20 protein-coding genes are annotated in these 23,307 nt (G+C 58.8%); 13 read left to right on the top strand and 7 right to left on the bottom strand.

Features of this window, described 5'->3' with window-relative positions:
* Positions 1 to 22: 22 nt before the first annotated feature.
* From AC24GY_RS12230 to AC24GY_RS12220, 3 genes are read left to right on the top strand one after another with little or no spacing between them, the layout of a single operon-like run.
* Positions 23 to 1,459, top strand: coding sequence for a Gfo/Idh/MocA family protein (locus AC24GY_RS12230; RefSeq protein WP_487683187.1), 1,437 nt, complete (start codon positions 23 to 25; stop codon positions 1,457 to 1,459).
* Between the two features lie 3 nt (positions 1,460 to 1,462).
* Positions 1,463 to 2,449, top strand: coding sequence for a Kelch repeat-containing protein (locus tag AC24GY_RS12225; RefSeq protein ID WP_487683185.1), 987 nt, complete (start codon positions 1,463 to 1,465; stop codon positions 2,447 to 2,449).
* Positions 2,450 to 2,481: 32 nt separating this feature from the next.
* On the top strand, positions 2,482 to 3,906 hold the full coding sequence (locus tag AC24GY_RS12220) for a hypothetical protein (protein WP_487683183.1): 1,425 nt from the start codon (positions 2,482 to 2,484) through the stop codon (positions 3,904 to 3,906).
* A 99-nt stretch (positions 3,907 to 4,005) separates the two neighbouring features.
* On the opposite strand, the gene AC24GY_RS12215 is transcribed toward AC24GY_RS12220, so the two are convergent.
* The gene (locus AC24GY_RS12215) at positions 4,006 to 4,278 is read right to left on the bottom strand and encodes a hypothetical protein (protein WP_487683181.1); all 273 of its coding nucleotides are present in this window, start codon (positions 4,276 to 4,278) and stop codon (positions 4,006 to 4,008) included.
* A gap of 94 nt (positions 4,279 to 4,372) precedes the next feature.
* Between AC24GY_RS12215 and AC24GY_RS12210 the strand changes: the two genes are divergently transcribed.
* Entirely contained in the window at positions 4,373 to 5,722 is a 1,350-nt protein-coding gene (locus AC24GY_RS12210) for a hypothetical protein (RefSeq protein WP_487683179.1), read from the top strand.
* On the opposite strand, the gene AC24GY_RS12205 is transcribed toward AC24GY_RS12210, so the two are convergent.
* Together AC24GY_RS12205 and AC24GY_RS12200 are read right to left on the bottom strand one after the other, a co-directional pair.
* Positions 5,723 to 6,427, bottom strand: coding sequence for a 3-keto-disaccharide hydrolase (locus AC24GY_RS12205; RefSeq protein WP_487683177.1), 705 nt, complete (start codon positions 6,425 to 6,427; stop codon positions 5,723 to 5,725).
* Entirely contained in the window at positions 6,424 to 7,848 is a 1,425-nt protein-coding gene (locus AC24GY_RS12200; RefSeq protein WP_487683175.1) for an amidohydrolase family protein, read from the bottom strand. The genes AC24GY_RS12205 and AC24GY_RS12200 overlap by 4 nt, the downstream gene beginning before the upstream one ends.
* A gap of 223 nt (positions 7,849 to 8,071) precedes the next feature.
* Here AC24GY_RS12200 and AC24GY_RS12195 point away from each other — a divergent pair, with 223 nt between their 5' ends.
* Positions 8,072 to 8,599, top strand: a complete 528-nt coding sequence (locus AC24GY_RS12195; protein ID WP_461524254.1) for a 3D domain-containing protein — start codon at positions 8,072 to 8,074, stop codon at positions 8,597 to 8,599.
* Between the two features lie 2 nt (positions 8,600 to 8,601).
* Here AC24GY_RS12195 and AC24GY_RS12190 read toward each other — a convergent pair whose 3' ends face one another.
* The gene (locus tag AC24GY_RS12190; protein WP_487683173.1) at positions 8,602 to 9,978 is read right to left on the bottom strand and encodes a DUF1501 domain-containing protein; all 1,377 of its coding nucleotides are present in this window, start codon (positions 9,976 to 9,978) and stop codon (positions 8,602 to 8,604) included.
* Positions 9,979 to 10,151: 173 nt separating this feature from the next.
* Between AC24GY_RS12190 and purM the strand changes: the two genes are divergently transcribed.
* The 8 genes from purM (at position 10,152) to AC24GY_RS12150 (ending at position 19,575) form a co-directional block, all read left to right on the top strand.
* Entirely contained in the window at positions 10,152 to 11,153 is a 1,002-nt protein-coding gene (purM, locus tag AC24GY_RS12185) for a phosphoribosylformylglycinamidine cyclo-ligase (RefSeq protein ID WP_487683171.1), read from the top strand.
* 35 nt (positions 11,154 to 11,188) lie between these two features.
* On the top strand, positions 11,189 to 11,875 hold the full coding sequence (locus AC24GY_RS12180; RefSeq protein WP_487683169.1) for an SGNH/GDSL hydrolase family protein: 687 nt from the start codon (positions 11,189 to 11,191) through the stop codon (positions 11,873 to 11,875).
* A 120-nt stretch (positions 11,876 to 11,995) separates the two neighbouring features.
* Complete coding sequence (locus tag AC24GY_RS12175) at positions 11,996 to 13,246, top strand: hypothetical protein (protein WP_487683167.1); 1,251 nt, start codon at positions 11,996 to 11,998, stop codon at positions 13,244 to 13,246.
* A 22-nt stretch (positions 13,247 to 13,268) separates the two neighbouring features.
* A complete protein-coding gene (lysA, locus tag AC24GY_RS12170; RefSeq protein ID WP_487683165.1) occupies positions 13,269 to 14,591 on the top strand; it encodes a diaminopimelate decarboxylase in 1,323 nt (440 codons plus the stop codon).
* A gap of 27 nt (positions 14,592 to 14,618) precedes the next feature.
* Positions 14,619 to 15,542, top strand: coding sequence for a methylenetetrahydrofolate reductase [NAD(P)H] (gene metF / locus AC24GY_RS12165; protein WP_395729992.1), 924 nt, complete (start codon positions 14,619 to 14,621; stop codon positions 15,540 to 15,542).
* Entirely contained in the window at positions 15,539 to 16,486 is a 948-nt protein-coding gene (locus AC24GY_RS12160; protein ID WP_422319943.1) for an ROK family protein, read from the top strand. The genes metF and AC24GY_RS12160 overlap by 4 nt, the downstream gene beginning before the upstream one ends.
* A gap of 120 nt (positions 16,487 to 16,606) precedes the next feature.
* A complete protein-coding gene (locus AC24GY_RS12155; RefSeq protein ID WP_487683162.1) occupies positions 16,607 to 17,158 on the top strand; it encodes an acyltransferase in 552 nt (183 codons plus the stop codon).
* A 113-nt stretch (positions 17,159 to 17,271) separates the two neighbouring features.
* Positions 17,272 to 19,575 (top strand): alpha/beta hydrolase family protein, encoded by a 2,304-nt coding sequence (locus AC24GY_RS12150; protein ID WP_487683160.1) that lies wholly within the window; start codon positions 17,272 to 17,274, stop codon positions 19,573 to 19,575.
* Positions 19,576 to 19,584: 9 nt separating this feature from the next.
* On the opposite strand, the gene AC24GY_RS12145 is transcribed toward AC24GY_RS12150, so the two are convergent.
* The 3 genes from AC24GY_RS12145 to AC24GY_RS12135 are packed head-to-tail and all read right to left on the bottom strand — an operon-like array spanning position 19,585 to position 23,179.
* Positions 19,585 to 20,172: a GNAT family N-acetyltransferase gene (locus AC24GY_RS12145; RefSeq protein ID WP_487683158.1), complete on the bottom strand. Its 588-nt coding sequence runs from the start codon at positions 20,170 to 20,172 to the stop codon at positions 19,585 to 19,587.
* A 2-nt stretch (positions 20,173 to 20,174) separates the two neighbouring features.
* Positions 20,175 to 20,600 (bottom strand): SufE family protein, encoded by a 426-nt coding sequence (locus AC24GY_RS12140; RefSeq protein WP_487683156.1) that lies wholly within the window; start codon positions 20,598 to 20,600, stop codon positions 20,175 to 20,177.
* Positions 20,597 to 23,179, bottom strand: a complete 2,583-nt coding sequence (locus AC24GY_RS12135) for a protein kinase domain-containing protein (RefSeq protein ID WP_487683154.1) — start codon at positions 23,177 to 23,179, stop codon at positions 20,597 to 20,599. Before AC24GY_RS12135 ends, AC24GY_RS12140 begins: the two co-directional genes overlap by 4 nt.
* Positions 23,180 to 23,307: the final 128 nt, after the last annotated feature.

Here is a 23,307-nt window from a genome sequence, read left to right as displayed (position 1 = left end):
TGCCTCGTATGACTTTCCAACCATGCGTTCTCTTACCCGCCGCCGTTTCTTCGAAGACTCCCTCATGGCCGCCGCCGCAGTCAGCCTGCCAGCGCCCTTGTTTGCAGCTGATCCCAAGCCGGTCAGTGCGAATGAAAAAATCACCGCTGCGATCATTGGCTGCGGCATCCGGGGCAAGGCGCATGCCAAAGAACTGACTCGGATTGCCGAATGCGATGTGGCTTATGTCTGTGATCCAGATCTGGATCGTGCCGACGAGGTGGGAGAGATAATTGTGCAGGCGAAGCGGCCGATGCCGAAGAAGGTGCAGGACTTGCGAAAGGTGCTGGAGGACAAGTCGGTGGATGTGGTGTTCATCGCGTCGCCGAATCACTGGCATTCACTGTCTGCAATCTGGGCCATGCAGGCGGGCAAGGATGTGTATGTGGAAAAGCCGGTGAGCCATAACGTCATCGAAGGCAGGCGCATGGTGCAGGTGGCGCGAAAGCTGGGCCGCATCTGCCAGGGTGGGACTCAGAATCGTTCACGGGGTGCTTTGGCCGAGGCGGTCAAATACATGCGCGAAGGCAAACTCGGCGAGGTGAAGCTGGCGAAAAGCATCATCTACGGCGGGCGTGGTTCCATCGGCGGGCCTGCCGAATGCGCGATGCCGCCGCGTTGCGACTACAATCTCTGGGCCGGACCCGCAGCGATGCCGAAACTCAACCGGCCCAAGTTCCACTACGACTGGCATTGGTTCTGGAACACCGGCAGCGGCGAGATCGGCAACAACAATGTCCACTCGCTCGACATCTGCCGCTGGGGCCTGGGTGTGACCGGTCTTGGCCGCAGCGTGTTGAGCTACGGTGGCCGTCTCGGTTACACTGATGTCGCCGAGACACCGAACTCGCAGGTGGGCATCTTTGACTTTGGCGACAAGACCATCATCTCGGAAACGCGTGGCCTTAAATCCGCGCCGTTTCATCCGACGATCAAGTCGATGTGGTTCTTCTACGGTAGCGAAGGCATCATCGCCGACACGAATCTCTACGATCTGAAAGGCAATCTCGTCCGCGCCTTCGAGGGCAAGTCCGAGAACCATTTTGCCAATTTCCTCAATGCCGTGCGCAGCCGCAGGCAGGGCGATCTGAAAGCGGAGATCGAGGAGGGCCATCAAAGCAGCGCGCTCTGCCACATCGCCAATATCTCGTATCGGCTCGGCTCCCCGACTTCGGTGAACGATATCGCAAAGAGCCTCGGCGAAATCAAGGTTCATGACGACGTGCAGGAGACGCTGGAGCGCACCCGCCATTATCTCAGCGATGCCGGTGTCGATCTGGACAAGACAAAGCTCACGCTCGGGCAGCATCTTCGCGTGGATGGCGGCAAGGAATCCTTCCTCGACAACGCTCCTGCCAACGACCTCCTCGGCCGGGAGTATCGTGCGCCCTTCCTGCTGCCAAAGGAGTCGGAGATTTGAATTATGCGGTCGCTCCTTCTGCTTTTTATCGGGTGCATCAGCCTGAAGATCTCCGCTGCTGAGATCAACTGGGTGCTTGAATCCAAAGCCGCCTGGCAGGCCCGTGATTCGCAGGCGGAGTGGGTGTTCAAAGATCAGCTTTGGATCGGCGGCGGATGGTTTCAGTCGTTCGAGGAACCACCGCGTGATGTTTGGTCTTCCAGCGATGGCAAAGCATGGAAGTTGATCACTCAGAACGCACCATGGCTGCATAGTGATCTCGCGATGAGCACCACCTTTCATGACCGCATGTGGATCATGGGCGGGTGGCACAAAGGCCGTCTGCCGGGGCATTCGGCGAGCCATCAGGTGTGGTCATCCACTGATGGCGAAAAGTGGGAGCAAGCCACTGCAAGCGCAGGCTGGACACCACGGCTTGCGGCGGGTCTGGTGGAGCATCGCGGCCGCATGTGGATGCTCGGCGGCACGGAGAACTACTACTTTGGCGATGATGCGAGCCTGAAGAACGATGTGTGGTCATCTGCGGATGGCAAAGAATGGAAGCTCGAGACGGCAAAGGCGGCATGGTCGCCGCGTGCTTATCATCAGGCATTGGTGCTGAACGACAAAATCTACGTGCTCGGCGGCGGGAATTACGTGCCGGGTTATCACGCAAAGAACGACGTGTGGTCATCGAGCGATGGAGTGCAGTGGACCTGCGAGACGGAGTCAGCACCCTGGGCTCCACGGCTGTGGTTCAGCGCGACTGTTTACCGTGGGCGCATGTGGGTGCTTGGCGGCTGGTCGAAGGAAAAAGACAATTTTGGTGACGTCTGGCACAGCGCGGATGGCAAGAACTGGCAGCGTTTGGAAACGAAGACCTGCTGGAAGACGCGGCATGAGCACTCGGTGTTTGTGTTCCAGGACAAACTCTGGCTCACAGGCGGGCACGCGGGCCCGCTTTCGAATGAAGTGTGGTCGCTCAGTCTGCCGGTGGATTGGAAGCCATGACAAAACCGCCTCCTCAGCGCAGTATAGGATTCATGCGCTCGTTTTTCCTCGTTCTCTTTGCCGTTGCCACCCTTCATGCTGCGGATGCCCCCAAGGCTCCTTTGATGGCGGGTGCCGCCACCAGCAACATCACGCCGGATCTCGGTGGCGAGGTCGTCGGTGGTTTCCTGCCCTATCCCTGCACCAACATTCACGATGAACTGCACGCACGCTGCCTCGTGCTCGATGATGGGAAGACAAAGCTGGCGCTCGTCGTTTGTGATTTGCTTGGACTCCACCGCAGCGTTTGTGTGGCTGCACGGGAGCTGATTGAAAAAGAAACAGGCATCCCTGCGGCCAATGTGGTGATCTCCGGCACGCATACCCATTCGGCGGTGAATGCCCTGGGTGGTCCGGTCCGGGGTTATTTTTCCGATCTGGAACTCACGGACTACCAAAAATTCGTTGTCCGCCGCATCGCAGATGGAGTGCGGCGTGCGCTCTATCTGCTGCGTCCGGCGGAGATAGCCTTTGGCACAGTGGCGGTGCCGGAGCATGTGCATATCCGCCGCTGGTTCCTTCAAGAGGGCAAAATGCCTCCCAATCCCTTCGGCAAAATCGACAAGGTGAAGATGAACCCCGGAGCCGGCAATCCCGCACTCGTCGAGCCTGCTGGCGAGCCCGATCCCATCGTCTCATTCATCGCCCTGCGCGAGCCCGGCGGGCGGCTCATCTCGGTCTATTCCGCGTATTCCCTGCATTATGTTGGCGGCGTGAATGGGGCGGACATTTCCGCTGACTACTATGGTATGTACTGCGAAGCCCTCAAGCGACTGCAATCCGGGGGCTCCGATGAGCCACCCTTTGTCGCGATGATGGCCAACGGCACCAGCGGTGACGCGAACAACATCAACTTCCGCAACCCTCAGCCGCGCAAAAAGCCCTATGAGCAGATGCGCTACGTCGCCGAAGACGTGGCGGCAAAAGTAAACACTGCCCTCGCCGGTGTGACCTGGCAAAACAGCGCCCCTCTCGCCGCCCGCTATCGCGAGCTCGACATCGCATGGCGCAAGATCGATCCCGAACTCATCGCCTGGGCCAAAGAAACCGAGGCCAAAACTCCCCGCATCCAGGGCAAGGCCGATCTGCCTCTCGCCTATGCCGGGCGCATTCAGCGCCTCGCACAGGCCAGCCCTGCCACCAAGGCCCCCGTGCAGATTCTGCGCATCGGCGACATCTGCATCGGCACGACTCCGACGGAGACCTTCGCCGAAACCGGTGTCGAATTCCGCAAGCGCAGCCCCTTTGCCAAATCCTTCATGGTCGAGCTGGCGAACGGCTACTACGGCTACATGCCCACCCCGCGTCACTTTGAACTCGGCGGCTATGAGACATGGCCCGGCACGAACAATCTGGAACCTCAGGCATCCGTGAAAATGATGGATGCGCTGCTGGAGATGGCGGCGGAGGTGAAGTGACCGTCCGTCACTTTCGCAGATCCTTCACCAAACCAGGGCCGTAAAAATTGCTGACTCCTGCCACCCCTCCACTTTGGTGAATCCAGAAGCGCCCCGATTTTATGTGGAGATAAACCTGTAGTCAAAATAATCGGCGAAGCCTTCAGGGTAAGGTACATTGTACACTTCGTATTCAGGCATTTCCTTTTTTGAAGGAAAGTCCATACCCTTATCCAAGGGCAGCTTTTTGACATCCAGATCATTCGGGCCGGATTTGTAATGAAGCAAAATCAGGATCATCTCCTCGCTCGGCTTTTGAGTTTTGGCGATGCGAGGGCCGCCAAAGAGAATCAAAACAGCCAGGGTCGTCAGGAAAATGAATGCCCGGTTCATATACTCTTATGCTGATTTTAGATACAAGAGTCGGCAAGTGCAAACTTACTCTGACAAGTCTGCTGGCCGAGGTCGTATGTGACCCCTGAATTGCATGAAACACATCTTAACTCAGCTGTCGCTGCTCGCCATGCTACATGCCTCCGTCGCCTCTGCCGCATGGCAGGCAGGTGCAGCCAAAGCGGACATCACACCCACAGAGCCTGTTCCCCTTGCGGGCTATGGCGGCAAGACCCGCATGTCCCAGCGAGTGGAACATCCCATCTGGTTAAAGGCGCTCGCGCTCAAAGATGATTCTGGTGCCACATCCGTCCTCGTCACCGCAGATCTAGTGGGCCTGAGCGACAAAATGGTCTCCATCATCGCGAAGACGGCTCTGGAAAAACATGGCATTCCAAGAGAGCGGTTGATCCTGAACACCTCGCACAATCACTCTTGTCCGGTGACGGCGGATGTGCTGTGGCTGTATTATGAATTCACGCCGGAGGAGGCGGCGGTGAAGGATCGCTACACGGCGATGGTTTACGCCAAGTATGAGGAAGTGATCGGGAAAGCCATCGCAAATCTCGCGCCCGCTGAACTGGCCTTTGAGCAAGGTTTGGCCGGAGTGGCGGTAAATCGGCGGCGCTCACGCGGCCCGGAGAGCCGCGCCCTCGGCGGACAGGTGGATCAGGATGTGCCGGTGATCACCGTGAAGGCTGGAAATGATCTCAAGGCCATCGTCTTCGGTTATTCCTGCCACACCACCGCGCTCGGCGGCCTCAGCATCAATGGCGATTACGCAGGCTTTGCGCAGCTTGAACTGGAAAAATCCTTTCCCGGTTCCGTGGCGATGTTTGTGCAAAATTGCGGTGGCGATGCGAATCCGCTGCCGCGTATTCGTGGCAGGGATGTCGAAGCGACCGAACTCGCGAGCATGTATGGCAAAGTTTTGGCCGAGGCGGTGCGTCAGGTGATCGCCACCCAGATGCCGCCGCTCAACGGGCCGATTCATGCGGCGATGGGCGAGACGGAGTTGTCGCTGCAGCCCGGCATTCCGCTCGAAGAACTCAAGCAACGCCTCCCCAACCTCACCGGCATGCCGAAACGCGAGTTCGAGCACTTCATCCGCCAATATGAGACACTCGGCTCGCCGCCGGATCGTGTGAAATATCCGGTTCAAGTCTGGCGCATCGGCTCAAATTTTCAGTTCATCGCACTGACCGGTGAGACTGTGGTGGATTACTCACTCAAGTTCAAAGCCACCTACGGCTGGAACAGCACCTGGGTCTGCGGCTACAACAACGACCTCACCAGCTACGTGCCGAGCCTGCGTGTGCTCAAGGAAGGCGGCTACGAAGGCGTGACCGGCATGTTTGAATACGGCCACCGCGCGCCCTACATCGAGACCGTGGAGGAGCGCATCACGGCCAAGGTCGGGGAACTCATGAAGCGGACGAAGTGACTACTTCACCACAGGTGCCGTTTGTTCCGGCGTCACTCTGCCGCCTGGCAGTTCCAGAATACGAATGTTGCGAAAATGGATCTCAGCGCCTTCGGATTCCAGACAGAGGTAACCTTTGCGCACCGTCGATTGGCTGATGCCATTCACAAACTTGCCGTTGATTGAGAGCTTCACCGTGCCGTCCACGCAGACAACATCGTATGTGTTCCATTCGCCCTTGCCCTTGCAGCGCATCTCCCAGGACATGCTGCGTCTGCCACGCGGATTGTCGGGGATGCCTTCAAGGCCGTTAGCGCCGAAGAGTTCACCTGAGACATAGCCGGGATGATTCGGCAGCCCGTCTTTGCCGGGGTGCAGCTTCGGCCACTCGAGTTCGAGCATCTGCACCTCCATGCCTTTGGGCAGTTCTTTTCCAGGCGCTGCCGTCCCTTCGCTCCAGACAAAAACGCCGGAGTTCCCGCCCGCCTCCATGTGCATCCATTCGATGTGCAGGATGAAATTTTCATACTGCTTCTCACTGCGCATCACACCGATGGGCTTGCCTTTGCAAATCAGCATGCCGTCTTTGACGCCCCAGGTTTCAGGGCTGGTGTTCACATCCACCCAGCCGATGAGATCCTTGCCGTTGAAAAGATCGCGCCACTGTGCGGCGTCCTCTGCGAGCAAGGCAGTGCCAAAGACTAGGCTTAGAAGAATGTGTTTCATGGAGTGATCCTTACAGCGCGTCCAGGACGGGCTTCTTTCACGAGTTTGCCATCGCGCACGACGGGAACACCGTTCACGATGACATAAGGAATACCGGCGGAAGGTGCCGTTGGCTCCTCAAAGGTTGCACGGTCGATCACGGTCGCCGGATCGAAGACGGTGATGTCCGCGTCGGCACCCAGGGCGATGCGGCCTTTTCCCTTCATTATGGGAACATATCCTTCCAGACGCCGGGCGGGCAGGATCGTCATTTTGGCGAGTGCTTCCATCAGCGGCAGCAGCTTTTTCGCGCGTGAGTAATGGCCCAGCATGCGGGCGAAGGTCCCCGCGCCGCGAGGATGGCCTTTGCCATCAATGAAGGGAACACCGTCGCTCGCGATCATCACCCCGGGATGTGCGATGGCCATCTCCACATTTTCATCCTTCATCATGTAGATGATCACCCAGCCGCCTTGCTTGCGGTAGCGCTCGAAACTCTCCTGCGTGAGCCGTTCGCCTGTCGCGGCCCAGGCGAGATCGCCATAGTCGATCTTGAGATTGCCCTGCCAGCCGGGATTGAACATCGCGGACTCCAGCACGGTGGATGCGGCGGTGTAGGGGTACACTTCGGTGCTGATGTCCATGCCTGCAGCCTTGCTGGCATCGATGAGTTTTAAAACTTCCCTCATGTCGCCGATGGCGCTGCTGCCGACATGCACGATGTGCAGCGCCGCGCCGGTCGTTTTTGCGGCGCTGATCGCTTCCTGGATTGCGGCGATGCCAAAGGCGCGCGTATGCACAAACGCGGGCACCTTGCGCTCGGCTGCGATGCGAAACATGGCCTTGATCTCGTTCGGTACGGCGGCAGGTGTGTAGTTGATGCCAAAGCCAATGCCCAGCGCACCCTCATCGAGTCCACGGTTTATCGCTTCGCCCATGAGTTCCAATTCCTTGTCCGTCGCCCCCTTGTTCGCTCCAGCAGGCTTCGCGCCGAGTCCCGCGACCTTTGCACGATTGACCGCCCAGTGTCCGATCTCCAGTCCAGGATGAAATGCGGCAAAGCGTGTGGCGATGTGGCCCACCGTGGCTCCGTAGTTCAGCGGTGCCGTGCCTTCCATCGAACGGTACCACGCGGCCACCGGATACACTCCCGCTTCCAGGTCGAGCGCTGTGGTGACGCCATCACAAGCTTTGATCTGCATATCACTCGTGGTCTGCCCATGGGCATGGATGTCGATGAAGCCAGGCGCGACGACATGACCCTTCACATTCAGCGTTTCTTTACCAGCAAGCGGTGTTTCAGAGATCGCGGCGATCTTGCCCGCACGAACGCCAATATGGCGAACAGCGTCCAGATTTGTCGCCGGGTCCATCAAACGGCCATTATTGAGTACGAGGTCGTATTCTTCCGCGAAACAGCGGCTGACATGAAAAACCAACACGAAGAGCAAAAACGACCGCATGAACCTCAAACGGCACGCCGACTTGATTTCTTCGTCGGGCCAGCCCGCTTACAATAGGCATTATTATGATGTCTATGGGAAGCGTTGACGCTCTAAACGGTATGTGGCGCATGATGGCGCGGGCGAAAAGATCGAACATGGGGCCCCGATGCCTGTCTCAGTCTCCACCCCCGGGCACGCAAAGAGACGCGCCCATCCCATAATGACCAACCTCCGTTTATTCCTGCTGGCCGCGCTGTGCGCGGGCTGTGCTTCCTGCCAAAGTGTTTCCAAAGTTGCGCCTCGAAAGGTGGTGAGTCTGCGTTCCGGCAGCACCCTCAGCAATGTCAAGACGACCGCTTACACCCAAAGTGAAAGCGACCACATTGTCTATGGTGCCAAGAGCGCCGTTGGCAACACCCTCAAGTTTGGCGCTGTGCGCAGCGCCGCCGCCGACTGGTCCGTTTACCCGGTCGGGACAGAATTTAAGATCGAGGGCGAGCCCTATGTCTATCAAGTGGATGATTACGGCTCCGCGCTCGTCGGTACCAAGACCATCGATCTCTACCGCCCCTCCAAGGCTTCAATGAACCAATGGGGGGCTCGTAATGTAAACATCAAGGTGCTCAAGTGGGGCTCCTTTGACCAGAGTCTTGCGATCATGAAACCGCGCGTAGGGATCAAACCCCACATCCGCCAAATGGTCAGCGCGATCGAGACTCGTTCGCCCTCCAGCATTGGAATTCAATAGCTCTACACCAGCTCGGCCATCACCTTGCCGCCTTCGTGCACGATGGGACGCGGGCGGCCCTGTGGGTCGATCCAGTTGGTGTTCTGTTCGATGCCGAGGTGATGAAACACCGTGGCCGCAAGATCTCCGGGCGCGACTCGGCGGGTCTCGATCTCTCCGCCATGCTTGTCGGTGCTGCCGATGACCTGACCATGGCGCAGACCACCGCCAGCCATGACCATGGACATCACACGCGGCCAGTGATCGCGTCCGGCATTTTTATTGATCACGGGACTGCGGCCAAACTCGCCCATCATCAAAATCAACGTGCTGTCCAGCAGCCCACGGTCTTCAAGATCGGTGACGATGGCGTGTAGGGTGCGGTCCACGCTGGGCAGCAGCGGAGTGAGACCTTTTTTGATGCCGCCCCACTTCACTTCATCACCATGATGATCAAAGTAACCCCAGGCGCCGCTGACGGTCACAAAGGTGGAGCCAGCCTCAATGAGTCGGCGTGCGAGCAGAGCTTTCTCGCCGATGCTGTCGCGACCGTATTTGTCCCGCATGGCGGATGATTCTTCATCCAAATTGAGCGCACGCTGCGCACTACCGGTCATGAGCACCTCATAAGCCTGCTGCGTGAAATGATCCGCCGAGGCGATGGATTCATTCGCACCGATGCCACGCTTCCACTGGTCCATTTGCTCGGCCAGATCACGGCGGCTGCCGAGCCTCTCGATACTGAGACCGTCGACGAGCTTGAGGCGGCCGGACAAATCCTTGCCGCTGACCGGATTGAAGGCATTGCCCATGTGGCCTGCGCCCCAGATGTCGGCGGGCAGTGAATCTGCGAGCGCCACATATCCAGGAATTCCCGGGGCATTGGCACCCCGAAACTTGGCGGCGATGGAACCCATGGACGGGTAGCCGCCGCCATCACGACCATCGTTCGTGCGCCGTGCCAGCGGATTGCAGGCCTGCATGGTGATGGGGGTGTGATCGCTGGCGCTGCAATCAACCGAACGAACCAGCGTGAGCCGGTCCATGATCTTCGCGGTCAGCGGCAGATGCTCACACACATGGATGCCCGGTACTTTGGTCGGGATGTGGCCAAAGGGGCCGCGAATTTCGCTGGGCGCATCGGGTTTGGGGTCCCACATGTCAATGTGGCTCGGACCGCCCGAGAGCCAAAAAAGCACCACATTCGTCTTTCGCGTGGCCTTTCCCGCCGCCGTAGCGAAGGCCTGCTGCTGGAACAGGGAGGGGACTGAAATACCAGCCAGTCCCGCAAGCCCGGTCTGCAAAAAGCCGCGGCGGGTCGAGCCGATGCGCAGCAAATCGCCGCCCACAGGGCTGAAAGCCTGCGGAATGCTCGGTGAGGGAGTGGCAGTGGTTTTCATAAATGGGAGGGCAGAAGGCTGAAGAACCTACGTCGCGAGACTGCCCGCCTTGCTTTGTCCCGGTAAATCGCTGCCGAGGGGGGAGGGGGGGAAACTGCCTGCGGAGCCTCAATGGTGAGTTTCCGTTTGAGCCGCCCCCGCTTTCGGGCTAGGCAACCGGCCATCCATTTTCCATGAGCAGCCCCTCCGCACACACTTACAAACAAGCCGGCGTCGATATTCACGAAGCAGCATCGCTGGTCGATGACATCGGCGTGCTGGTGAAGCGCACCCAGCAGAAGCGGAAGCTGGCAAATCCCTTTGGTCTGTTCGCCGCCGCCTACGACCTTAGCGGCTACAAGCATCCCATGATTCTCACGGGCTGTGACGGGGTAGGCACGAAGATCGAACTGCTGCTCAAGCACGATCAGCTCGAAGCCGCCGGCAAAGACCTCGTGGCCATGAATGTGAACGACGTTCTCACGACTGGGGCTGATCCCATCATGTTCCTCGATTACGTGGGAATCCCGAAGATTCAGAAGACGCAGATCACCCGGATTATCGCTGGCATGACCGAATACCTGGAGGCTTGCAATTGCATTCTCGCCGGAGGCGAGACGGCCGAGATGCCCGGCATGGTGCCCGAGGGCATGGTCGAGCTGAGCGGCTTCGCCATTGGCGCCTGCGAAAAGGAAGATTTGCTCGATCCCGGCACCATCGCTGCCGGTGACGTGCTCATCGGCTGGCCCAGCGCTGGTTTCCACGCGAACGGCTTCAGCCTCGTCCGCCGCATCATCGAAAAGGAGAACATCCAGTTCAGCGAGGACGAGATGCGTACTCTGCTGCTTCCTACGCTTCTCTATCATGAGCAGACGGCTGCTCTCAAAGCCGCAGGCATCCGGCCGAAGGCCATGGCCCATATCACCGGTGGTGGTCTGCCGGAAAACCTTGGTCGCATGTTCCTCAAGCGCGGCCTGGGTGCAAATCTCCGTATTCCATTCTGGCAGAACGATGTAGTGCAAAAAGTCCTGCGCCACGCGGACCCGAAAGACGCCATCGATACCTTCAACATGGGCCTCGGCTGGGTCGCCATCGTCTCAGCGGCAGATGCCGAAAAAGCCCTCACCTGCGGCAAAGACGCCAAAATCATAGGCGAGATGGACACCAGCGCTCAGGTCAGCGTGGAGATCGTCTGAAAGATTCCGCCTTTTCGGCAGTGAAGAGGAGTTCCATGAACCGCCTCATTCCCGCCCTCACATTCCTCTTCGTCCTGCTGAGCGCCACTGCTCAGCAGCCAGCACCAGCCGACAAGGCCAAACGCGCCCTGAATCCGGCCATGGACCCGATTCAGGATGTCGCGGGCCTGCCGCGCGTCCTGCTGATCGGCGATTCCATTTCCATCGGCTACACGCTGCCAGTGCGGAAACTGCTGGAGGGCAAGGCCAACGTGCACCGCATCCCCACGAACGGCGGTCCGACCAAAAACGGCGTCGCCAACATCGCCAAATGGCTTGGAACAGGCAAATGGGACGTGATACACTTCAACTGGGGCATCCACGACCTCAAATACATGTCCGATGGCAAACGCCAGGTCGAACCCGCCGACTACGAGGCCAATCTCCGCAGCCTCGTCGCCACTTTGAAGAAGACCGGTGCCAAGCTCATCTGGGCTACGACAACACCCATCCCCGAAGGCGAGCTCAATCCGCCGCGCAAATTTGGACAGGTGAAGGAATACAACGACATCGCTGCCCGGGTGATGGCGGAAAACGGCGTCTCCATCGACGACCTGAACGCCCACATCACTCCCCAACTTGCCACGATGCAGAATCCGCGAGACGTGCATTATACTCTTGCTGGCAGCGAATACCTAGCCAAACAGGTCGCTGAGGAGATCGGCAAGGCCCTGACCAAGTGAGTTGGGTGGGTGGTTTGCCCATTCCATACCGCGTGATTTTTTGTCAGCGCCTGCGGTGGATTTCAGTGCATCATGGACAGGCTGCATTCGGCCATGCGGCAGACCCAACCCACACCTGTCATGAATACCCTGTTTCGCCGCTGCTTGCTGGTCATGATGCTCATGGCCTTTGCAAGCCCTTCGCTGCTCAAAGCTGCCGAGACTGCACCGGATAAGCAGCTGCGTGAATCCATGCTGCTGCCTGGCGTTTCGTTGTCGGAAGGCATCTCCGAAATTACCGGCGTCGCCATCAGCCCGCTGCTGGGTGTCAGCGCCATGGGCGTATGGACCTTCTACAAGACCGAGCCCCATTTGCGCCATCGCCTGCCTTGGTACTGCCACCCGGGAGTTTGGGGCACAGGGCTGGCGCTGATCCTCATCTGCTTTCTCAAAGACTTCCTCGGCACCGCAGCTCCTCCGCTGGTCAAAAAGCCCCTCGATTTTCTGGAGCTGTTCGAAAACAAACTCAGCGCACTCGTCGCCAGCGTCGGTTTCGTACCTCTCGTGGCCCTCGCCATGGCTCACTTCAACAAGGAGCCGCCGCAGGCCATGAATGAGTTGACGGGCTCAGGACTGGCCGTGATGCCGCTGGCCAGCGTGATCGACTTTGGCGTCCACACACCCTGGATTTCCATCCCCGTCGCCATCGTGGCCTTCGGCGTCGTCTGGCTCAGTTCGCACGCTCTCAATGTCCTCATCGCGCTCTCTCCCTTTGGCATCGTCGATGCGGGCCTCAAAATCGTCAAACTTGGCCTCATCGCCCTCGTGGCTGGCAGCACAATGATCCATCCCTATGCCGGTGCGGCGGTTTCCCTTTTGTTGATTCTCATCGGCCTGCTCTTCGCAGGCTGGTCGTTTCGCCTCACGCTATTCGGCACCCTCATGGGCAGTGATTTTCTGCTCAACAAACGCGCCACCGCTGCTGATGTGGAAACCGGCGTAAAAGGCTTCCTGGCACGCCGCACCGAGGGTGTGCCCGTGCGCACCCTGGTCAGGATGAAGCAGGACCCCGCAGGTCTGCCCGTTCTCACTTATCATCCGTGGCTGGTGTTGCCTGAGCGCCGCATTGCTCTGGCAGACGCCAACATGGTCATCTGCAAAGGGCTGCTGCACCCCTCGCTGGCTCATCGCCCTGCTTCAGAGTCCGCCGCAGTTCGCAGTACTCTCATTCTGTTGCCTCGTTACCGCAGGCTGGAAGACACGATCGCCCGGCACTTCGGCTGCCAGGAAGTCATGGATGGGGCGCTCTTGCGAGGCTTCAAGGCCATGCGTCTGTGGCTCGTGGAGATGCTGTCATCCGGAAGAAAACTCGTGGAAATGCACCAAGGATGAACCTTAGCGGGGTTGCGCAGGCGTGAATCCCGCCTATTTACGCCGCCCGCTTATGCACAGCTTCCGCTACCACCAAGGCCAGTTATTTGCCGAAAACGTCCCCCTTCAGTCCCTTGCCGAGAAATACGGCACGCCGCTCTATGTCTATTCCAAGAGCACTATCGCCGGACACTACACCCGTCTGGACGCTGCTCTGGCCAAGCTGGATCACCTGATCTGCTTTGCAGTGAAGGCAAATTCGAATCTCGCTGTGCTCAACACCATCGCCAAACTCGGCGGCGGCTTTGACATCGTCTCGGCTGGCGAGCTCTACCGTGTCATCAAGGCCGGTGGCGATCCCGCCAAATGCACCTTTGCCGGCGTCGGCAAAACTCGCGACGAAATCGAATACGCCCTCAAGCAGGGCATCTACTGCTTCAACGCCGAATCCGAGGCGGAACTGCACTACATCAATCAGGTCGCCGGCGAGCTCGGCATGCAGGCCCCCGTGGCTGTCCGCGTGAATCCGAATGTCGATGCGAAGACGCACGCCAAGATCACCACCGGCAAGAGCGAAAACAAGTTTGGCATCGATTTCGATCAGATCATCGACGTCTATGCCCGCGTGGCCGCCGACTGTCCGAATCTGATCATCAAAGGTCTGCAGATGCACATCGGATCACAGCTCACCAATGTGGATCCTTTCCTGGAAGCCGTGCAGAAAGTCATCCCGCTCGTGACCCAGGTGAAAAAGAGCTACGGCATCGAGTTCTTCAGCATCGGCGGCGGCATCGGCATCAACTACAAGCAGAGCCTCGACTCCGGTGACTCAGCCTGGTGGCAGGAAAATGCCGAAGTCCATCCGCTCACGATTCAGGCCTACGCTGAAGCCGTGGTGCCACACCTCGAACCGCTCGGCCTGCGCATCCTCTGCGAACCCGGCCGCTTCATGGTCGGCAACGCCGGCGTCATGCTCACCAAAGTGCTCTATGAGAAGCGCGGCTCTGCCAAGATCTTCAAGATCGTCGATGCTGGCATGAATGACCTCATCCGTCCGACGCTTTACGAAGGCTGGCATCAGATCGTGCCCCTCAAGCAGCCCGCGAACGCCACCGTCGAAAAAGTCGATGTGGTCGGTCCGATCTGTGAATCCGGCGACTTCCTCGCCCAGAACCGCGAGCTCCCTCTCGTCAAAGAGGGTGAATACCTCGCTGTGCTCAGCGCCGGAGCTTATGGTTTCACCATGGCTTCGAACTACAACACACGCCCCATGCCTGCTGAAATCATGGTCGATGATGAAAAGGCTACCGTCGTGCGTGAGCGCCAGACTCTCGAAGACGTCCTCAAAGGCGAGCACATTGCCTGAATTAGCTGAGAACTGCGCACTATCGACATGCACATCGCCGACATCCTCCAAGACCAGCGTCCCACACTCTCGTTTGAGTTCTTCCCGCCGAAGAGCGCCGAGGCGTTTGAAGCTCTGTATCAGGCCATCGGCGAACTCGAGGCTTTCAAACCTTCCTTTGTCAGCGTCACCTACGGCGCGGGCGGCTCCACGCGTGAGCTCACGCATGATCTCGTCGTGCGCATCAAAACCACTACGAGTCTCGATGCAGTGCCGCACCTCACCTGTGTCTGTCACAGCGAGGCAGACATTGCCGCCATCCTCGAACGCTACGCGAAAGCGGGGGTGAGCAACATCCTCGCCCTAGGCGGAGATCCTCCAAAGAATCTCGCCAACTACGACCGTGCCAAGGATGCCTTCCAGCACGCCGCCGACCTCGTCGCCTTCATCAAGAAGTTCAACGACAGCGGCGCGCATCCTGACAAGCGTGGCTTTGGCATCGGTGTCGCCGGATTCCCCGAAGGTCATCCCACCACGCCGAACCGCGTGCTGGAGATGGATTATCTCAAGGCCAAGGTCGATGCTGGTGCGGACTACATCTGCACGCAGCTGTTCTTCGACAATCACGACTTTTTTGACTTCCGCGAGCGCTGCCAGCTGGCCGGGATCAACATCCCGATCATCGCCGGCATCATGCCGATCACCAGCGCCTCAGGTATGCGCCGCATGGCGGAACTCGCCGCCGGTGCCCGCTACCCCGCCAAGCTCCTCCGCGCCATCCAGCGCTGCGGTGGTGACGAAGCCGCCGTGCAGAAGGTCGGCATTCACTACGCCACCGAGCAGTGCCACGATCTGCTCGATCACGGCGTCGACGGCATCCATTTCTATACCCTGAACAAATCCCACGCCACGCGCGAGATCTACTCCAGCCTCGGCATTCGTGACTCCGCCGCCGTGCGTCCACACTCATGAGCGAAGAAGCCCCCCTCATCGCCGCAATCGAGGCCGGCGGCACCAAGTTCGTCTGTGCTGTCGGTACCGGCCCTCACGATGTCCGGGACGTCACGCGCATTGACACCACCACGCCGGAAGACACGCTCGCCGGGGTGACCCGCTTTCTGTCGATGGCCAAGTCGAAGTACGGTTCCATCGCCGCCATCGGCATCGGCTCTTTCGGTCCGATCGATCTCGATAAAAAAAGCGAAACCTACGGCTACATCACCACCACGCCAAAACCCGGCTGGCAGTTCACCAACATCGTTTCCAAGCTGCATGACCGCTATCACGTGCCCATCGCCTGGGACACTGACGTGAACGCCGCCGTGCTCGGTGAATACCTCTGGGGTGCCGGGCAGGATACGGATCCGCTCATTTACATCACCGTCGGTACGGGGGTTGGTGGTGGAGTGCTGATCAACGGTCAGCTGCTGCACGGTGCCCTGCATCCCGAGATTGGCCACCTCCTGGTGCCACCACCGCACAACTCTTCCGCGATTCAGCAGGCCTGTCACTGCCCGTTTCACAAAAGCTGCGTTGAAGGCTACGTCAGCGGCACCGCTCTCGCCTCTCGTTGGGGTGTCAAAGCCGACGCACTGCCTCCCGACCATCCCGCATGGGAAGAAGTGGCTGATGTCATGGCTCATGCGCTGATGAACCTCACCCTCAGCATTTCGCCCAAACGCATCATTCTCGGTGGTGGCGTCATGAGTCAGGAGCACATCCTTCCGCTCATCCGCGGCCAGCTCCACAGGCTCAACAACGGCTACCTCCGCATCCCCGAGCTCGGCCGCAGCATCGATGACTTCATCGTCTCTCCTGGCTTGGGCGCTCGCTCAGGCCTGCTTGGTGCGCTGGCGCTCGGGAAGTATGAACTGGACCGGCACTTGAATCAGAAGACCGAGATGGGATCCTTCTAAGAAGGTCCTATAAATAGAGACTTGGCATGTTCCGGAAAAACAGCCGGGTGTCGTGTCGTTGAAGATCGGGACAGGAATCTGTCCTTTCAATTCAACCGACCCCTTGGCAGTCTTCCGACCATGAAACGGTATCTTAACAAGGTTCGAAATCTTCTTTTCACCAGATACTGTCAAATGCACAAGGTGGTCACACTTGGACGAGACTACGTGGATGGCCGCTGGCCTGTGATACGCAACCAAGGGGCATTTCATCTGGGGAGTGGTGTCTGCTTTCGATCGTTTCGGACCCAGACAAGGATCGATGTTTTTAAAGACGCCAGGTTAAGCATCGGTGATGGCTGCTTTATCAACGATGGAGTAAACATCTGTTGCTCGACTGGCATCACCATCGGACCGAATACAAAAATCGCCGACTGGGTGGTGCTGTACGACACGGATTTTCACGCAGTTGAGCCCTCGGAGCCTGTCAGGTCGGAGTGCATCACCATTGGGAAAAATGTGTGGCTCGGAGCTCGTGTCATGGTCCTTCCAGGATCCACCATTGGTGATCATTCAGTTGTCGCGGCAGGGGCGATCATGCGTGGACACATTCCCGCACGAAGCATTGCTGCAGGTATCCCCGCCAAGGTAATAAAATCCATCACTTGTGAGGATGACTGGGTACGGTCGTGAATTGGTTCCGGGGTGTGTCACTCCCTCCCATCGGGCAAACGCCGCCTTTAATTCAGGCTGTTCTCATTCCACCATCTTTGCAAGACTGGCATGATGAGCGTTGATTAATTTCCATGAAACTTTCGCTCGTTCTTGCTGCCTTGTTGCTGGGAGCACGTGCAATGGCCCAGCAGCCGGAAACACTGCCTGAGACACAGCCTCTGATCAAGGAAGGTGACATCTCCGAGCAGATGCACGCTGCAGCTCTGGAGGAAATGGACCGGCTGATTGCCAACTCGCTTAAAACGCGAGCGCAGCACTGGCACCGCAACGTATCGACTCCGCAAGCCTATGCGGAGTCGGTCCACGAGAATCGTGAACACTTCAAGCACATCATCGGCCTCAAGGACAAGCGTGTGCCGGTGGCCCTGGAACGTTACGGGGATGAGACCAACCTGGCGCTGGTGGGCAAGACGAAAACCTACCGCATCTATCAGGTCCGCTGGCCGGTGTTGGAGCAAGTCTCTGGAGAAGGCCTGCTGTTGGAACCGAAAGGCAAGCCTCGCGGCTACATCATCGCACTGCCGGATGCGGATCAGACACCGGAGCAGATCGCCGGTCTGACTTCGGGTGTGGCACCAGAGGCGCAGATCGCCCGTCGTTTCGTGGAAAATGGCTTCGCCGTCATCGTGCCGGTCTTGATCAATCGCAGTGATGCGGGCTCAGGCAATCCGGAGATCCTCATGACGAACATGCCGCATCGTGAATGGATTCACCGGCAGGCTTACATGATGGGACGGCACATCATCGGCTACGAAGTGCAGAAGGTGCTGGCGCTGGTGGATTGGATCAACATTCATCGCAATGAACAGATTGGCATCGCAGGTTATGGCGAAGGCGGGCTAATCGCCATGTATGCAGCCGCTGTGGATCCGCGAATCGATGCGGCGCTCGTGAGCGGTTACTTCAAATCGCGTCAACGCACCTGGCGCGAGCCGCTGTATCGCAACGTGTGGGGCCTCCTCGCCGAATTTGGCGATGCCGAAATCGCCTCACTCATCGCTCCACGCGGACTCGTCATTCAGTATGCGGAAGAACCCAGTGTGGACGGTCCGCCGGAGACCAAGGGCAAAAAAGGTCAGGCTGCGCCCGGCAGGCTCAGCACGCCCGAGTTCGACGAGGTGCAGGAAGAGTACCTGCGCATTGATTCACTGGTGCCGGCCAGCCTCCAATATCGTTCACTCGTGCGTGGTGATGCTGCTGCGGCTAACGCCCTCGCAAAGCTGCTCAAGCACGATGCAAACATGTCGCTGTCCAAAGAGCCGCCCCAGAACCTGCGCCAAACTTACCTGCCTGCCGTCCGTCAGTTTGCTCAGATGAAGGAAATCGAGGCTCATGTGCAGCGCTTGATCCGTGGATCGGATCAGGTCAGAAATGATTTCTTCCTCTTCAAGGCCATGCCGGAGTTTCGCAATGATGCCTGGACCTACGCACAGTTTGCCGACAAAAAGCCCGACAAGTTCATTGCTGCGGCCAAAGGCTTCCGCAAGACGTTCTGGGACGAAGTGATAGGCAGGATTGACACGCCGCTGCCCACGCCCAGGCCACGCACGCGCAAGATTTACGACAAACCCAAATGGACCGGCTACGAAGTCGTGCTGGATGTCGGTGGTGAAGGTTTCGCCTGGGGAGTTCTTCTTCTGCCCAAAGATTTGCAGCCCGGAGAGAAGCGTCCCGTCGTCGTCTGTCAGCATGGACGCCATGGCATTCCATCAGACGTGATCGAAGGCGACAAGCCCGCGTATCACGACTTTGCCGCCCATCTCGCTGAGCGCGGTTTCATCACGCTCGCCCCGCACAATTTGTACAAGGAAGAGGAGCAGTACCGCACCCTCTCACGCAAAGGCAACACAGTGAAAGCCTCCATGTTTTCCGTCATGCTTCGCCATCACCAGCAATGGCTCAAATGGCTCGCTGATCTCCCTCAGGTGGACGCCAAACGCATCGGCTTCTACGGGCTAAGCTATGGCGGGGAGTCCGCTGTGCGTATTCCGCCATTGCTCGATGGCTACTGCCTCTCCATCTGCTCCGGTGATTTCAACGACTGGACACGCAAGGTCGCCACCACCGAGGACAAGCACAGCTTCATGTTCACGGACGAGTGGGAGATGCCCTACTTCAACATGGGCAGCACTTTCAGCTACGCCGAGCTCACCTACCTCATGTTTCCACGGCCGTTCATGGTCGAGCGCGGTCATCACGACGGCGTCTCCATCGACCCCTGGGTCGCCTATGAATATGCCAAGACCCGCTGGCTCTACGCCCAGTTTGGCATGGAGGAAAAAACAGAGATTGAGTTCTTCAATGGCGGCCACACCATCAACGGGCAGGGGACCTTCAACTTCCTGCACAAGCAATTGAACTGGCCCAGGCCCTAGCTCACGCCATCACGCCAGCTCCTTCATCCAAAACGTCAATGTCTTTGGAGATTCGGTCTCTTCACCGATCTCCTTCCACACAAACGTCGCCTGCAGCTCCGGATGCTTTGAATAGCCCTGGCTGCGCCACAACTCATCCAGCGGTCGATAGCCCTGCGGGCGCAGAGGATGCTCGGCAGGGCGGTCAACAGCGCAGAACGTACTGAGTTTCATGCCCAGCTTTCGAGCGTGAGCTTCTCGCCTCACGAAGAACTCTTTGCCAATGCCCTGGCCGCGATAGGCGGGTAGCAGGATCGATTCACCGAAGTAGCAGATGGTGGAGAGGTCATACCCTGCCTGCACAAACGCCGCTTGAAATTCCGCCCCTTCGTCCACCATCGGCAGGCACGTCGTCGCACCCACGACCCGGTCCTCATCAAACACCAGCACCACCAGACTGCCGCTGGACTTCACATAGGTTCCCAGGTACTCGCGCTCATGCTCCAGTGTGCCCGCATACAGGTAGGGATACTCATGAAACACCGCGATTCGCAGTTCGCCCAGCGCATCGAGATGCGGTGCCAGTTCAGCACCATGGAAGTTTTGCAGGCGCAGCATGCTTAGAGGGACGAGTTGGAAGTGATAAACTGGTTCGCCATGTCGCGGATCCTGAGGCGCATGTTGGCCAGTCCGTTCAAACGCGTGGGCGAAAGCATTTTCGTGAAGCCGCAGGCTTCCCACACACGAGGCTCGACCACAGCGACCTCGCCAGGCTCGGCATCGGTGTACAATTCGCAGAGCAGCGCGGCGAGACCTTTCACCATGGGGGATTCGGCATCGCAGAGGAAGCGTGTGCGGCCATTCACAAGTTCACCATGCAGCCAGACGCGCGAGACGCAGCCGGGTACAAGATTCGCTTCAGTTTTTTGCGCCTCATCGAGCTTCATCGCATGACCGCGCATGACGACCGCGTTCAGACGTTCGTGCGGGTCGTGAATGATGTTCAGGTCGTCGATGAGCGACTGCTGTTTTTCATCAAGGCTCATTTCAGCTTCGCGAGACGGCCCCGGCTCCAGTTGAGGCCCGTCTGAATGGCCTCGTCATTGGCGATGGCGGCGGCAAGTTTTTCCCAGATCGCCACAGCATTGGCAAAGGCAGCCTTGGCTTCGGTCTTTTTGCCGGCGCTCTCGCTGGTGTGGCCCAGCGAGCCATAGAGTTGCGCCAGCTGGCTGGCCCACATGCGTCGCTCCGGGGTGAGGTTGTCATTGGCAGGCTGCGCCTTGATGAGTGCTTCGAGCGATTCCACGGCCTGCTTTGCAATCGGAAGTGAGGCGGAAGTTTTGCCAGTGTCAGCGAGCAGTTCGGCGTATTCCCCGCGCAGTTTGGCCAGCAGAAAGCCGTAGCGTACATTCTCCTTGTCGTCCGCGAGGATTTCGTTCACCAGCTCGATGGCGTCTTGCTTCTTCTTGCTTGCCTCAGCCGGGTTGCCAGCATCGCGTGATAGTGAAGCCAGGGCGCCATAATTGCGGGCGAGCAGGTACTTCACCTCGCCCCACTCTGGAAGCAGACGATTGAGTTCCAGCAGGATCGGGACGGCTTGGTTATGCGCCTCTTTGGCATCCGTACCGCTGAAGTGACGGCCAATCAGTTCTGCCAGTTCGGTGTAGGCCTCCGCCAGCAGCAACGCCTGGTCCTGGTTGCGCGGGCTGCTGCCGAGCACCAGTTCTCCCATGTCCTTCACGGAATCGATCAGCGTGTTGAGCGCCTCCTCGACCTTGCCCGCATCACGCTGGCTGATGCCTTTGGCAAACTTGGCCCGCGCGAGGATGAATTTTTCGTCGTTGATCAGGTCGTGACCGATCATCTTGGCATCGAGAATCGTCGGCACGCGCGCCAGCGCCTGCTCGGAGTCGGCCACATCTCCATTGCGCAGCGTGCGCAGGCCGTATTCGAGCCATGCGCGGGCGCATTCATTGCGCGCGAGGCGGTTTTTCGGATCAGCCGCCAGACCCTTGTCCAGATTGACCGTGGCTTCCTTGAGAAGGGTGAGGGATTCCACATGGCGGCCCTCGCGTCCGCGGATGTCGGAGAGCAGCAGGCTGTAGCGGCCCAGCCACTGCTGGTAGAGTGCTGTCTGGGCTCCTTCTCCGGTTGCTTTACGGATCAATTCAGCAGCCTGATCACGCGCCTTGGTGAGGTAAACCACCGCCTGCACGCTGTTGCGCAGCTTGAGGTGCAGCTGGCCGATGTTGCCATAGGCACGCAGCCGTTCGATGCCGAGTGCGGGGGATTGTTCCAACGCAGGCAGCCCGCGCATGCAGTAGGCCAGCGCGTCATGGAGCTGCTCCTTCTGAAAGCTGGCCTCCATCTCATTGCCCGTGGGGGTCTGCAGTAGTTGTGTCAGAAACTGGTCCACCGCGTTCTGCGAGTTCTGCAGATTTTGATCAGCCATCGCCTTGGCGCTGCGCTCGTTGTCGCGCTCACTTGTCAGCAGGTCGATGCGGCTTTGGAGCTCATCACTTTTAATCTTATTAACCTCATGGATGTTGGAGATGGTGTTCTCCGCCTTGTTCAGCTGTCGCTGGGTCTTGAAGGCGTAAACAAAGCAGAGCACGAAAATGATCAGCAGTAAGGTCGCTGCGGTTTGCCACGTGAGCAGCTTCTTCGCCTGTTTTTGACGCTCGCGTACAGTCTGTTCACGCGATTCTTCGAGCAGGTAGTCGCTTTCCAGCACCTCAAACTCACGCACGATCTCGCGCATGTCCGCCCAGCGTGCAGCCGGGTTCAGATCCAAGGCCCGCTCGATGATGCTGCGGCGGCGCTCCTCCCATTTGGACTGTGCTTCCTGCGGCCAGTAGATTTTCGGCTGCGCTTTGACGGCGGCCAGCAGCGCATTGCTGTTCACTTGCACCGCCAGCCCCGATGCCGCCTGCTTCTGGGCACGTTCCACCTCGCTCGCCCACATGTCAGCACCGCGTGGCAGCACGCCATTGAGCAGACGGTACGCCAGCACGCCAAAGCTGTACACGTCCCACGACGGCCCATAGCCTGCAAACACCCCATCCGGGTTTTCCGCCTGTTCGGGGCAGAGATGCACAAAGTGATCCGTCAGTTCGAGATGATGAATCCCCCCCACCCAGCCCTGAGCGATGTCGGTCAGACGGATCGAAGACTCCGCATCATCCTCCAGCAGGATGTTCGATGGGCGCAGGTTGCCATGCGGGATGCCGTGCTTGTGCAGCCAGGAGAGGGCATCGGCGACTTCATAGATGTGGCGCCAGGCCTGCTCCGGTGGCAGGCCGTTGCAGGCGGATTCCAGCGTCGGTGTCTGCCACTGACGGCGGCCATGGCTGTCCTTCGTCATCACGCCGACCAGCGGCATCACACAAAAGTAGGGCGTTCTGTCAAAACTGTAGCTTTCCACCGGCAGCACACCGCGATGGTGCGGCATCTGCTGCAAGGCGCGGAAGGCCGTCGCCAGCGCTTTGCGATTGATCGCCATCGAACTAAACACCTTCACGGCACAGGCTTTGCCATTGCTGGACACCGCCCGATACACGGCACCACACCGCCCGCTGCCGACTAGGTCCTGCAATTCATGTCCGGCGATTTCAGGCAGACTCATGCGTGATTCAGGTGTCTCTAGTAGGTGGTTGTTGACCCCGGGTGGCGCGAAAAGTGGACTGCAGAGGCATCACGGGCACGTACGATGGGGGCGGAATGGGAAATCTCAAATCTCAAAATGACGCTTTG

The sequence above is a fragment of the Prosthecobacter sp. Pr1 genome (assembly GCF_057652315.1).
Note: the sequence above shows the minus strand (reverse complement) of the source record. Positions and strands in the feature narration are given on the sequence as shown.

Coding starts and splice junctions, on each gene's coding strand:
- AC24GY_RS12230 (WP_487683187.1), top strand. CDS start 23: ATGCGTTCTCTTACCCGCCGCCGTTTCTTCGAAGACTCCCTCATGGCC.
- AC24GY_RS12225 (WP_487683185.1), top strand. CDS start 1,463: ATGCGGTCGCTCCTTCTGCTTTTTATCGGGTGCATCAGCCTGAAGATC.
- AC24GY_RS12220 (WP_487683183.1), top strand. CDS start 2,482: ATGCGCTCGTTTTTCCTCGTTCTCTTTGCCGTTGCCACCCTTCATGCT.
- AC24GY_RS12215 (WP_487683181.1), bottom strand. CDS start 4,278: ATGAACCGGGCATTCATTTTCCTGACGACCCTGGCTGTTTTGATTCTC.
- AC24GY_RS12210 (WP_487683179.1), top strand. CDS start 4,373: ATGAAACACATCTTAACTCAGCTGTCGCTGCTCGCCATGCTACATGCC.
- AC24GY_RS12205 (WP_487683177.1), bottom strand. CDS start 6,427: ATGAAACACATTCTTCTAAGCCTAGTCTTTGGCACTGCCTTGCTCGCA.
- AC24GY_RS12195 (WP_461524254.1), top strand. CDS start 8,072: ATGACCAACCTCCGTTTATTCCTGCTGGCCGCGCTGTGCGCGGGCTGT.
- AC24GY_RS12190 (WP_487683173.1), bottom strand. CDS start 9,978: ATGAAAACCACTGCCACTCCCTCACCGAGCATTCCGCAGGCTTTCAGC.
- purM (WP_487683171.1), top strand. CDS start 10,152: ATGAGCAGCCCCTCCGCACACACTTACAAACAAGCCGGCGTCGATATT.
- AC24GY_RS12180 (WP_487683169.1), top strand. CDS start 11,189: ATGAACCGCCTCATTCCCGCCCTCACATTCCTCTTCGTCCTGCTGAGC.
- AC24GY_RS12175 (WP_487683167.1), top strand. CDS start 11,996: ATGAATACCCTGTTTCGCCGCTGCTTGCTGGTCATGATGCTCATGGCC.
- metF (WP_395729992.1), top strand. CDS start 14,619: ATGCACATCGCCGACATCCTCCAAGACCAGCGTCCCACACTCTCGTTT.
- AC24GY_RS12160 (WP_422319943.1), top strand. CDS start 15,539: ATGAGCGAAGAAGCCCCCCTCATCGCCGCAATCGAGGCCGGCGGCACC.
- AC24GY_RS12155 (WP_487683162.1), top strand. CDS start 16,607: ATGAAACGGTATCTTAACAAGGTTCGAAATCTTCTTTTCACCAGATAC.
- AC24GY_RS12150 (WP_487683160.1), top strand. CDS start 17,272: ATGAAACTTTCGCTCGTTCTTGCTGCCTTGTTGCTGGGAGCACGTGCA.
- AC24GY_RS12145 (WP_487683158.1), bottom strand. CDS start 20,172: ATGCTGCGCCTGCAAAACTTCCATGGTGCTGAACTGGCACCGCATCTC.
- AC24GY_RS12140 (WP_487683156.1), bottom strand. CDS start 20,600: ATGAGCCTTGATGAAAAACAGCAGTCGCTCATCGACGACCTGAACATC.
- AC24GY_RS12135 (WP_487683154.1), bottom strand. CDS start 23,179: ATGAGTCTGCCTGAAATCGCCGGACATGAATTGCAGGACCTAGTCGGC.